Origin of the sequence: Romboutsia sp. 1001713B170207_170306_H8, from assembly GCF_015550495.1 — a bacterium.
Classification (GTDB): domain Bacteria; phylum Bacillota; class Clostridia; order Peptostreptococcales; family Peptostreptococcaceae; genus Romboutsia_E.
In genome coordinates, this window is record NZ_JADNAX010000003.1 from 104,769 (window position 1) to 117,717 (window position 12,949).

The 12,949-nt window shown below is 27.1% G+C and carries 13 protein-coding genes; 3 read left to right on the top strand and 10 right to left on the bottom strand.

Going from position 1 to position 12,949, the window contains the following annotated elements:
* Positions 1-341: 341 nt before the first annotated feature.
* On the bottom strand, positions 342-1,049 hold the full coding sequence (locus I2A66_RS07555; RefSeq protein ID WP_195251337.1) for a ZIP family metal transporter: 708 nt from the start codon (positions 1,047-1,049) through the stop codon (positions 342-344).
* Positions 1,050-1,386: 337 nt separating this feature from the next.
* Here I2A66_RS07555 and I2A66_RS07560 point away from each other — a divergent pair, with 337 nt between their 5' ends.
* Positions 1,387-2,427: a PTS transporter subunit IIC gene (locus I2A66_RS07560; protein WP_147516175.1), complete on the top strand. Its 1,041-nt coding sequence runs from the start codon at positions 1,387-1,389 to the stop codon at positions 2,425-2,427.
* Positions 2,428-2,498: 71 nt separating this feature from the next.
* Here I2A66_RS07560 and I2A66_RS07565 read toward each other — a convergent pair whose 3' ends face one another.
* From I2A66_RS07565 to I2A66_RS07580, 4 genes are all read right to left on the bottom strand, one after another.
* Entirely contained in the window at positions 2,499-3,323 is an 825-nt protein-coding gene (locus I2A66_RS07565; protein WP_195251338.1) for an aldo/keto reductase, read from the bottom strand.
* 125 nt (positions 3,324-3,448) lie between these two features.
* Positions 3,449-4,786, bottom strand: a complete 1,338-nt coding sequence (locus I2A66_RS07570; RefSeq protein ID WP_195251339.1) for a C40 family peptidase — start codon at positions 4,784-4,786, stop codon at positions 3,449-3,451.
* Positions 4,787-5,040: 254 nt separating this feature from the next.
* Entirely contained in the window at positions 5,041-5,727 is a 687-nt protein-coding gene (locus tag I2A66_RS07575; RefSeq protein WP_147516177.1) for a hypothetical protein, read from the bottom strand.
* A gap of 199 nt (positions 5,728-5,926) precedes the next feature.
* Positions 5,927-6,481: a ferritin family protein gene (locus I2A66_RS07580; protein ID WP_122640037.1), complete on the bottom strand. Its 555-nt coding sequence runs from the start codon at positions 6,479-6,481 to the stop codon at positions 5,927-5,929.
* A 197-nt stretch (positions 6,482-6,678) separates the two neighbouring features.
* Here I2A66_RS07580 and I2A66_RS07585 point away from each other — a divergent pair, with 197 nt between their 5' ends.
* Both I2A66_RS07585 and I2A66_RS07590 read left to right on the top strand, forming a co-directional pair.
* The gene (locus I2A66_RS07585) at positions 6,679-6,891 is read left to right on the top strand and encodes a DUF378 domain-containing protein (RefSeq protein ID WP_122641382.1); all 213 of its coding nucleotides are present in this window, start codon (positions 6,679-6,681) and stop codon (positions 6,889-6,891) included.
* 362 nt (positions 6,892-7,253) lie between these two features.
* Entirely contained in the window at positions 7,254-8,045 is a 792-nt protein-coding gene (locus tag I2A66_RS07590) for a CAP domain-containing protein (protein ID WP_195251340.1), read from the top strand.
* A 33-nt stretch (positions 8,046-8,078) separates the two neighbouring features.
* Here the strand turns inward: I2A66_RS07590 and I2A66_RS07595 are convergent, their stop codons facing one another.
* The 5 genes from I2A66_RS07595 to sstT form a co-directional block, all read right to left on the bottom strand.
* Positions 8,079-8,912: an AAA family ATPase gene (locus I2A66_RS07595; protein ID WP_195251341.1), complete on the bottom strand. Its 834-nt coding sequence runs from the start codon at positions 8,910-8,912 to the stop codon at positions 8,079-8,081.
* Positions 8,913-8,959: 47 nt separating this feature from the next.
* Complete coding sequence (locus I2A66_RS07600; protein WP_147515959.1) at positions 8,960-9,619, bottom strand: NAD(P)/FAD-dependent oxidoreductase; 660 nt, start codon at positions 9,617-9,619, stop codon at positions 8,960-8,962.
* Between the two features lie 138 nt (positions 9,620-9,757).
* Positions 9,758-10,465 carry a purine-nucleoside phosphorylase gene (gene deoD, locus I2A66_RS07605; RefSeq protein ID WP_122638871.1) on the bottom strand — a complete coding sequence of 236 codons (708 nt, stop codon included), beginning with the start codon at positions 10,463-10,465 and terminating at the stop codon, positions 9,758-9,760.
* A gap of 152 nt (positions 10,466-10,617) precedes the next feature.
* Complete coding sequence (locus tag I2A66_RS17620) at positions 10,618-11,454, bottom strand: patatin-like phospholipase family protein (RefSeq protein ID WP_330615467.1); 837 nt, start codon at positions 11,452-11,454, stop codon at positions 10,618-10,620.
* Between the two features lie 137 nt (positions 11,455-11,591).
* Complete coding sequence (gene sstT, locus I2A66_RS07615; RefSeq protein ID WP_122638869.1) at positions 11,592-12,839, bottom strand: serine/threonine transporter SstT; 1,248 nt, start codon at positions 12,837-12,839, stop codon at positions 11,592-11,594.
* Between the last annotated feature and the right edge of the window lie 110 nt (positions 12,840-12,949).

Sequence of the window (12,949 nt, forward strand, 5' to 3'; positions counted from 1 at the left end):
GTATAATACATCAATCTTTTTTTCAATGTATATATGAAAATATTTTTTAATCTACATTTATAATACCCATATTTTATTCTTTCTAAAATCTTTTATAATATTTAAGTTATAAGTAATTCTATTATATATATGATATTTAACATATAAAATGAAATAGTAAGCGTACGCTTACTATTTCATTTTATAAGGAGTATTTAAATATTAAGTTAAAAAATTTATTTGGTAATGGTATTTAATTTATATCCAATATGCTCAAGTTTTATACTATATTTATAAATAAACAGATAATATTAATCCCATATTATATTTACATCTATAATTAATATTTAACAATTTTTAATTTAAGCTAATGCTACATCTAAAATCATCATAAGTACAAATCCTAAAGCAAAACCAATAGTACCTATATCAGAATGCTTTCCTTCCGATGCTTCTAGTATTAATTCTTCAACAACAACATATATCATAGCTCCTGCTGCAAAAGATAGAAAATAAGGCATAGCTGGAGTTATAAAACTTGAGAATATAATAGTCAAAGCAGCGCCAATTGGTTCAACAATTCCTGATAATAATCCATAGTAAAATGATTTTGATTTAGTTACCCCCTCACTTCTTAATGGCATAGATATTATAGCGCCTTCAGGAAAATTTTGAATTGCAATTCCAATTGAAAGAGCAAATGCTGCTGCTATACTTATAGTGTTTCCATTATTTAAAATTCCAGCAAAAACAATTCCTACTGCCATTCCTTCTGGTTTACTATAATTATAATGAAGATGAGGAATAACACTATCCAAAGCAAGCATAAACAATACCCCTACTAAAATTCCAACTGCAGCAGGAATAAACGAAAACTTGCCCATATTACTACTCATATCAATAGATGGTATAATTAATGACCATACAGATGCTGCAATCATTACTCCAGATGCAAACCCTAGTAGCACCTTATTTACTACCGTATTCATTTCTTTCTTCATTATAAATACACATGATGATCCTAATGCAGTTCCTACAAAAGGTATTAATATTCCAATTAAAACATTCATAAAATTCACCACCTTAAAATATTTAACATCATTTGATAATAATTTTCATTTTCTATAATTATATTTTAAATCTATTATTTTATTTTATCTACTCCTATAATATATTTTATAAACATTTTAATTATTTTTTACATATATTATCTAATTATAATAGACTGTTCTTAATTTAAGTATTGTTCTTCAATTTACAACTAAAAATTAGTTAAATAAGTATTTAATTTTATATCTTTATATATTTATTTCATTACATAATGCATAAACAGTTGTCTTGTCACCAACTTTTATGTACAATAAAGTTAATAAATTTAAAATATATTTATATAAAAGGGGAGTTATTATGAATAATACAATTAATAAACAGTCAAATATACATACCTTTCTAAAAAGAAAAAATGTAGAAGTGTCAATCAATCGTTATCTTATAGATGCTCTTAGTTATATGGCACTAGGATTGTTTTCTTCATTACTTATAGGTACAATATTTAATACCTTAGGAGAAATGTTTAATATAACATTATTTACAGAAGTAATAAATCCACTTTCAAAACAAGTTACAGGACCTTGTATAGCTATATCTATTGCTTATGGTCTTCAAGCACCTCCATTAGTTATGTTCTCATGTGCTATAGTTGGTGCATGTGGTAATGAGCTAGGTGGCCCAGTAGGAGCATTTGTTGCTGCTGTATTAGCCGTTGAATGTGGAAAAATAATTTCTAAAGAAACTAAAATAGATATAATAATTACTCCCGCTATAACTATATTAGTTGGTGTTTTAGCTGCTCGGATCATTGGACCTGCTATTTCTATTTTTATGAACTCCTTTGGAAATTTAATAATGAATGCTACCGATATGCAACCTTTCATTATGGGTGCTTTAGTTTCTGCATTAGTTGGAATAGCTCTTACTCTTCCTATTAGTAGTGCAGCTATCTGTATGATGCTAGGTCTTAGTGGCCTTGCTGGTGGGGCTGCTACAGTTGGATGCTGTTGTCAAATGGTAGGATTCGCTGTAATGAGTTTAAAAGAAAATGGTATGGGAGGTCTTATTGCACAAGGAGTAGGTACTTCAATGTTACAAATGCCTAATATTATTAAGAACTATAAAATATGGATTCCTCCAACTTTAACTTCTATTATTGTAGGTCCATTGTCTACTACTATATTTAAGATGGAAAATATTCCAATTGGCTCCGGAATGGGTACTAGTGGTTTTGTAGGTCAATTTGGAACTTTAAATGCTATGGGTAATTCTATATCAACTTGGATAGGAATTATTCTTCTTCATTTTGTACTTCCTGCAGTCATTACTTTTATTATTTCTGAATTTATGAGAAAAAAAGGATTTATAAATTATGGGGATTTAAAATTAGATTTATAATGTTAAAAGTGTAGTTTAAAATCATAATGACTTTATAACTACACTTTTAAATTAAGTTTTTATCTATTTTTTTAATATATTGTGTTTACAGGAGGAGTTGACACAGATATGTTATCTCCTTCATTTAAAGAGTTTATACGCTTCATATCTTCGCTAGAAATTTCAAAATCAAATATATCTATATTCTCTTTTATTCTATCTTTATTTGATGATTTTGGTATTGGAATTATATTTCTTTGAATATGCCATCTTAATACTATTTGTGGTATTGATTTTTTATATTTATTCGATAATTCAATCATTAAATCATTAGTAAATACTCTTCCTCTAGCAATTGGACCCCATGCAACAACTTGAATATTATTATATTCACAATAATTTACTATATCATTTTTTGTGCTAAATGGATGTATTTCTATTTGATTTACCATAGGCATTATTTTTGCTGTTTTCTTTAACTCTTCTAAATGCTCGATTTTAAAATTGCATACACCTATTGATTTTACTTTTTTATTTTCATATAAATATTCAAAAGCTCTCCAAGTTTCAGCATTTAATTTATTTGGCCAATGAACTAGGTACAAATCTATATAATCTACCTTTAGGTTATTTATTGACTTATTAAATGCTTCAATAGTATTTTCATAGCCATGATCATCATTCCAAAGCTTAGTTACTAAAAATATATCTTCTCTATTTATTTTACTTTCCTTTATTCCATTTCCTATACCAACTTCATTTTTATAAAACGATGCGGTATCTATCATTTTATATCCTAAATTTAAAGCTTCTTTTACTACTATAGCAGTTTCTTTTTCATTTCCAGATTTATATGTTCCAAATCCTATTGAAGGTATACTTATGTTATTAGATAATAATTTTGACTTTATTTTCATATATTCCTCCCCTATATTTTATAATTATCTTTATTTCACATAATATAATTTTATCATATTTAAATAAAAACACCTCAAGAAATAATTATTTCTTGAGGTGTTTTTACAACTTTTAAGTAATTCTATTATATATATCTTTTAGCCCAAAGATATGCATTGTTCCAATATGTAGTATTTATATTAGTCTTTTTAACTGTATCACCTGGTTTCGGAGCATGAATCATTTGACCATTACCTATATATATACCTACATGACTTACACTACCACTTCCATTAGTACTTGAGAATATTAAATCTCCTGGCTGTAAATTTGATCTACTTACAGTTGTACCAGTTTTAGATTGCTCTGTAGAAGTTCTTGGCAATGTTATTCCTAAAGCAGTTTTATATACATAGTAAGTAAGACCTGAACAGTCGAATGCATTTGGACCTTCCGCTCCCCATACATATGGCTTTCCAATTTGTTTATTAGCCAAGTCAACTATAGCTTGAGCTTTATTAGTAACAGTTGATCCAGAGTTGCTAGATGATCCAGAGTTACTAGAGGATCCACCTACATTTACATAGTCTGCACTTACCCATCCAGTTTTTCCACTTGATAGCTTTATGTTATACCATCCATTTGAGCTTCCTATTATCTCTACAGTATTTCCACTATATACTTTACCTATTATAGAGTAACTTGTACTAGCTCCACTTCTTACATTTAATACAGATGTATTTACTATTCCTGTTTTAATTGTCGTATTTGTATCATTAGATGATCCACCTACATTTACGTAATCTCCACTTACCCATCCAGTTTTTCCACTTGATAGCTTTATGTTATACCATCCATTTGAGCTTCCTATTATCTCTACAGTATTTCCACTATATACTTTACCTATTATAGAGTAACTTGTACTAGCTCCACTTCTTACATTTAGTACAGATGTATTTACTATTCCTGTTTTAATTGTCGTACTTGTATCATTAGATGATCCACCTACATTTACGTAATCTCCACTTACCCATCCAGTTTTTCCACTTGATAGCTTTATGTTATACCATCCATTTGAGCTTCCTATTATCTCTACAGTATTTCCACTATATACTTTACCTATTATAGAGTAACTTGTACTAGCTCCACTTCTTACATTTAGTACAGATGTATTTACTATTCCTGTTTTAATCGTTGTACTTGTATCACTAGATGAGCCACTTACACTTACATAATCTCCACTTACCCATCCAGTTTTTCCACTTGATAACTTTACATTATACCATCCATTTGAACTTCCTATTACTTCTAATTTGTCACCTTCATAAACTTTTGACATTATAGAATAATTAGTTCCAGCCCCAGTTCTTACATTTAATACTGATGTTGCCACTGTTAAAGTTTGTGCTGCATCTGCTTCTATCGAGCTTAGTGATAAAGCTGCTGCACTTATCCCTAAAGACATTATTATTTTCTTACTCATTGCTTACTTTCTCCCATTTTCTATATTCTATGATAAAAAGTAGATATAATTGTAATTTATACCTTATATGTAACTTTATATGAAATTTTTAATTATGTAAATAGATTTTATGTAAATTATTACAAAAAAGTTACATTTTCTAAAAACTTTTACATAATTTTCCATAAGTATTTTGATAAATATCTTTAAATTTCCTCATTTCATTTAAAATAAAAAATGACCTATAATTTATAGGCCATTTTTTATTATTTTATTTAATTTTGAAAGCCTTTCATATTTTCCATATTAATAAACATATCTATTTTTAAAGCTTGTGAATCAATAGATATATTATTTAAAGTAAACTCTTTAAAATTACTTTTATCTATAATTACATTACTATCGTCAAATTTAACTATTAAATCACTTTCATTTGTAAACCAATCGTTTAAAAACTTATTGACTCCCATATTTATTATCCAATCGGCTATTTTTAAATCTAAAAATTTAACTTCAGTTATTTTTAAAAGTAAATCCTTATGATTATTAATAGATGGTATTATCTTTAATTCTATTGGTGTAGTTATTGTATTGCTTACTTTATAATCTACATTAATTTTTATATATCCACTACCTATATCTACTTGAACTTTATCTATTTTATCATTTTTACTTTCTTCTAAAAAATAGTCTACTCCATTTTTTATAGAATTTTTTGGAGCTAAGAAACTTCCATTAAATCCCACTGGATTATCAACTAATTCTAAACTTTCAATTTTAACGCCTTGTATTGCTCTTAGAAATGCTATTGTTTTATTATTATTTACACCATTATCTTCTTCTACTTTATTATTTACATTATTTTGTTTTACTGTCTCTTTACTGGGTCTTATAAATATATAGCCACCTATTAAAAATGCTATAATTATTACTATACTAAATATTGCTTTATTATTCTTCATTCTATTACCTTTCCTTATTTTTATACTTATTTAATATTATAACTATAATATACTAAAATCATTATATATGTATAAATATTACCATACTTATTAATAAAATATATAAGTAAAATTATAAAATAAAAATACCTTAAGATATTAAATATCTTAAGGTATTTTAAAATGTTAAAAATTAATTTATATAAATAAAAACTTATTATTAGTTTTGTTTACCGAAATGTCTTTCTAGTAATCCTAAGAATGCTTTACCATGTCTAGCTTCGTCTTTACACATTTCATGAACTGTATCATGTATAGCATCTAATCCTAATTCTTTAGCTTTCTTAGCTAATTTTAATTTTCCATCAGTTGCACCGTATTCTGCTTCAACTCTTACTCTTAAGTTTTCTTTAGTATCAGCAACAACTACTTCTCCTAATAATTCAGCAAATTTAGCAGCATGTTCTGCTTCTTCAAATGCTATTCTCTTATAAGCTTCTGCTACTTCTGGATATCCTTCTCTATCAGCTTGTCTACTCATTGCTAAGTACATTCCTACTTCTGTACACTCTCCAACAAAGTTTGCTCTTAATCCTTCTATAACCTCTTCATCTACACCTTGTGCTACACCTATTCTGTGTTCATCAGCCCAATTTAATTCTCCTGACATTTCTTCGAATTTGTCAGCTCCTACTTTACATACTGGACATACAAATCCTTCTATTGTTTCTCCTTCGTGGATATATCCACATACTGTACATACAAATTTTTTCATATTATTTCTCCTCCTAATTTTAGTATATATATATTCTAGTATAAAACTTTATTAACTTTATTAAGTATACTACATATATACCACCTAAGCTTTACTTTAAACATGTTTCTTATAAAATTATTAAAATTTAATAATGTATAAATTTATATCAACCTGTCTATAATCTCAAATAAAAACAGGAGTAGGAGGTTATTCATATGACAATTATTTATAATATAGCTGTTATATTAGTTTTAATCGGTGCCCTTAATTGGGGCTTAGTGTCAGTAGCTAAATTAGACCTTGTGGCTGCTATTTTTGCTGGCGATGGAAAATTTGGAAATATAAGTTCATTTAGTAGAATAATATATGGATTAGTTGGACTGTCTGCATTATATGTTGGTTATATGTACTTTTTTAATATGATTTAATTAACAATATAAAAATATAGGTTCAACCTTATCAATGATACCCTATATATAAACTTAATTTAAGTTTATATATAGGGTATCATTTTTTATTCTACTATTCGATTTATATTATATATTTCTTTACCCATAACACTGTAGTCAAACCTTTTATTCTATTCTTAATAATTTCTATAATCATTGAAATAACTTAATTTAATTCTTTTATAATACATTTTACATAAATTTACATGGTTTTTCGACAAATTTCTATGTTATCATGGATTTACAAAGGGGCACCCCCCTAGATAAAAGGTTACAAATAAGTAACATTTTTTAAATATTTTAAACAAATATATTTTTAATAATGAAGGGAGATATGTTTTATGGTAAAGAAACTAAAAACATTATTAGCTTTAGGTGTAGTCACTGTAACTACGGTAAGTACAGCAGTACCTGCAAGTGCATTAACTAGCACAACAACAAAAACTACAAAATACACTAGAAAAGGTTCTATTTATCTATGTATAAACGGTAAAAAGTATAAATTTGATTTAAATTCAAACTGTATAAATAAACCAACTACTCCAGATACAGGAAATGATAATTCAGATAATAATACTGGTTCTGATAACAACTCTGGAAATAATACTTCAGATAACAATACTGGTTCTGATAACAACTCTGGAAATAATACTCCAGACAACAATACTGATTCTGATAACAACTCTGGAAATAATACTTCAGATAACAATACTGGTTCTGACAATAACTCTGAATCAACTTCAAATAGCTTCGCAGCTTATCAACAAGAAGTTGTTAACTTAGTTAACAAAGAAAGAGCTAAATACGGTTTAAGTCCACTTAAATCAAATGCTTCTTTAGCTAATGTAGCTACAATAAAATCTCAAGATATGGTAAATAAAAACTACTTTAGCCATACTTCTCCAACTTATGGTTCTCCATTTGACATGATGAAGCAATTTGGAATAAGCTATCGTACAGCTGGAGAAAACATAGCTATGGGACAAAAAACTCCATCTGAAGTAGTTACTGCTTGGATGAATTCTGAAGGTCATAGAGCAAATATATTAAACGCTAACTTCACTGAAATAGGTATAGGTATTGCTCAAAATTCAAAAGGACAATTATATTGGACACAAATGTTTATTGGATAAAAATAAAGCCAGTCAAATTGACTGGCTTTTCCTTTAATTTTTAATAGTTAAATCATTTCCACTTATAAAAATCTGCATTCCTTCTTTTTCAAAATATTTCAGTATTTCTTTTAATAAAAATATATTTTTTTTACTTAAATATTCACTTGGTCTATCCCAAATAAGTACTCGATTTTTTTGTATAAAACCATTTTTTATTAATAAGTAAAATAAAGCAAGTTTTCTATTTTCTTTGCTTTCTTTTGATAAATTAATCTTATATTTATCTTCTTTTACAATATAAAAGTTTTGATTTTCATATACTGGTATGCCATCAATTGATTTTGAAATTAAATTTAATATTTTTTCATATTTTTTATCTAAACTTTTATCTTCATTTTGTTTAGATTTATTAATTATATCTATATATGTTTTATCAAAAAAACTTTTATAATCTTTATTAGATTTTAATATTTCTTCTGAATTATATAAAATATCATCAGCTGGTATAAACGTAATTTTATAATTACCACTTTTATAATATTTATCTACTCCGTTAATTTCGGCTTTAATTCCTTCATATTTTAATAAGTCGTAAGTAAAATAGCTATCATCATCATAAACTATCTTTATGTTTGGCTTATTATCAATTAGATTTATTTTATCATTAATTAAACTTATTGCATTACTTTTAAAATATGTATAGGCTAAATCAAAATTACACTTTCCAATATGGGTATTATTATTATACATAGCATAAATTAATTTTAATATTTTTGTATTTATTTCTATATTTTTTTGCTCTATAATATTTATTCCTGATGAAAAAATAAGTTCTAATCTATCAAAAGATATTATATTATTTAAACTTAAACTTTTTATATTCAATAGCAATGTCTCCCGTTATTTTATAGTCTATCTTAAATATCATATTATTAAATTTTTAATAATATATTCTCTTTTATATCTTTTATACCAATTCTTTCTATAAACATAGTAAACTTTTCGCTATCTAAAGCATTTCTTTTGTATAAATAAAGTAATTTATCAATAATATCTATTACTTCAATTTCATTTAGGTTTTCAGCTAATATATCATATTTTCTTGGGTTTACACCACCCTTTCCACCTACAACTATAAATAATTTTCCCTCAACATTTGATAAAATTCCAATATCCTTTGTATATGCATTTATACATGCGTTTTTACATCCTGCTACTGCAATTTTTACTTTACCTGGTAATTCCATTCCATGAAATTTCTTTGTCACTTTTATACCTAATCCTATTATCGGATACTTTGATCTTCTGCAAAAATTTGCCGAGCACATTTCTACATTTATTACTGAGCATATATTTTTTATGGCAGGTTCCATTTCTAGTTCTTCCCATATTGAATCTATGTCTTCTTCTTTTATATTACCAATTGCTATTTTTTGTGCAGATGTTAATCTTACAGATGCATTATATTTTTTAGCTACTTCACCTATTTTTATAAGTGTTTGAGGTGTTAGGTATCCACCTGGTATCATTGGAGTTATTACATATTTTTCTTTTCCATTTATATTTTTTTGTAATTTTGCATATTTAGGCATATATATCTCCTTATTATAACTTTTATATACTTTATATTATCAAATATTGGTCAATTTGCAACTAATTCAAATTTTAATAAATAAAAAAGAACTGATAAAATAATTTATAACATCATTTTATCAGTTCTTTTTTATTTATTATGCTAATTCTAATGCAACTTCCATCATTTTTGTAAATGCTGTTTGTCTTTCCATTGCAGTAGTAGCAACACCTTCAAATGGTAAATCTGAAATCGTAAGCATACAAAGTGCATTAACCCCAGCTCTAGCTGCATTCATATAAAGAGCTGCAGCTTCCATTTCCACAGCTAATATATTCATCTTACTCCATACTTTTAATGACTCCATACCAGTATCACTGTAAAATACATCACTTGATAAAATATTCCCAACTTTTGCATCTATACCTTTTTCTTTAGCTATATCATAAGCTTTTTTTACAAGATCAAAACTTGCTGATGGAGCATAAGTTCCAGGTAAGTTGTATTGAGCTCCAAAGTTTGAATCTGTACTAGCAGCCATTCCTATAACTAAGTCTTGAATTTTTAAATCCTTACTTAATGCTCCCGCTGAACCTATTCTTATAAGATTCTTAACTCCATAAAAATGTATTAGTTCATATGAGTATATTCCCATTGATGGACCACCCATACCTGTTCCTTGTACAGATATTCTTTTCCCTTTATAGTATCCAGTGTATCCATACATGCCTCTAACAGTGTTGTATTCAACTGCATCTTCTAAAAAATTCTCTGCTATAAATTTAGCTCTTAATGGATCTCCAGGTAATAGTATAGTTTCTGCTATATCTCCTTTATTTGCATTATTATGTGCTGTTAATCCCATAAGTCTTCCTCCTAAAGTTTTAATTTAACTTTTATTATTTTTGATATAAGTTTAACTTCAAAATTTAATATAATAAAAAATTAATAATATTACAAGCTATAAAAAGCTAAAATTTCCATTATAAACTTGAATCTTTTATGTATTATTTAAAATTATTCTTTTTTCATAAACTTTAGAATATCATTGTAAACCTCTTTTGCATCATTATATCCATCTTCATATAGCTGATTTAATTTTTCTCTATTCTTTTCTAGTTGGCTAATTTTTACTGGCTTTTTAGGTCTAATAACAAAAGCATCTCCTGTATCCTCTAATTTTTTTACTAAATCTAAACTTTTATTATAATTAATATGTCTATTTTCCATAGCATCTACTAGCTTTGGATATTCTCTATACCTACTTTTTATTATAGGTATAAACTTTAACTTATCTTTTTTGTATGTTTCATCTCTTGTAAGTATAACTATATTCTTTTTATATCCTTGACTTAATGAATATTCTATAGGTATAGAATCTGCTATTCCTCCATCAACTAATTTATATCCATCAACTTCTACAATATTTGCGAACATAGGTATTGATGATGATGCTTGCATATATAATATTTCTTTATTCATATCTTTTAGTTCAAAATACTCAGCTTTACCACTTTCACAGTTAGTTGTTACCACTATAAATTTAGATTTTGATTTGTTAAATGTTTTATGATCAAATATGTTTAATTCATTTGGTATCTTATTAAATATAAAATCCATGCCGAATATAGATCCCGTTTTTATAAGATTTCTAAAACTTAAATATTCTTTATCTTCTATATAATCTAAGGTAGCATGGTACGATCTCTTGAACTGTCTAGATAAATAAGACGCACCATGACAACTTCCTGCTGAAACACCGATAACTATATCTACCTCTATATCTTTTTCTATAAAAAATCTAAAACACCGGCAGTATAAATACCTCTCATACCGCCTCCTTCTAATATTAATCCTATCTTCTCCATATCTTACCTCTTTAAATTATTTCACTTATTATTATAGCAAGTTTTACTCTATTTAATTATATATAAAAAGAATCTAATGCATTAGACTAATACATTAGATTCTCTAGACTCTTAATAAAAATATTAACTAAAATCTTTTACATACTCAACTTCTTTTCTAGATTCTTGTTTGCGCTTTTTAGAAAGTTCTGCTACCGCTGTAAAAAGAACATCTGTAGATGAATTAAGTGCAGTTTCGCAAGAATCTTGTATAACTCCAACTATAAACCCAACACCAACTACCTGCATTGCTATATCATTTGATATTCCAAATAAGCTACAAGCAAGAGGAATTAATAATAATGAACCACCTGCAACCCCTGAAGCTCCACAAGCACTTACTGCAGATAATAAACTAAGAACTAAGGCCATTCCCATATCAACTTCTATATTTAAAGTATGTACTGCGGCAAGAGTTAGTATTGATATAGTTATTGCAGCTCCTCCCATATTAATTGTAGCCCCTAAAGGAATGGATACTGAATATGTATCTTTATCTAATCCTAACTCTTCGCATAATTCCATATTTACAGGTATATTTGCTGCAGAACTACGAGTAAAGAATGCCGTTAATCCACTATCTTTTAAACATTTAAGTACCAATGGATATGGATTCTTACGTATCCCTATAAATACTATTAACGGATTTATTACAAGTGCTATAAATGCCATAGAACCAACTAATAAAATTATTAATTTACCATATCCTAATAATGTCTCTAATCCTTGTGTAGCTATACTATCAAACACTAGTCCCATTATTCCAAATGGTGCAAAGTTTATTATCCATCTCACAATTTGTGATAAAGCATCTGAAACATTACTTATCATTATTTTCGTACTTTGTTCAGCATTTTTAAGAGCAAATCCTAATATTAGTGCCCAAGCTAATATACCTATATAATTTGCATTAAATAAAGCTTTAACTGGATTATCAACCACATTAAGTAATAAGTTCTTTAATACTTCAACAACTCCACTCGGAGGTGTAACGTCTGTTACGCTTGCACCTAAAGTTAATGTTATTGGGAATAAAAAACTAGCTGCAACTGCAACAAGTCCTGCTAAAAATGTCCCTAAAAGATAAAGACATATTATCGACTTCATATTCGTTTTTTTACCACTATCATGCTGAGATATTGCTGTCATTACTAAGAAAAATACCAGTATTGGTGCGACTGATTTTAATGCTCCTACAAATAATGATCCCAATATTACGATTGGACTAGCAGCATTTGGAACTACTAAAGCTAATATAATACCAATAATTAATCCTACTAAAATTCTTTTAACTAAGCTTATTTTGTTCCATTTGTTAATCATTTCTTTCATCGTTTTCCCCCCAATTACTCTTTTGATAAATATATTAATGTCATATTCTATCAAAATTATTTTTAGAATATTTTTAATTTTCCTTACATTATAACAATAATTTTTTAAAT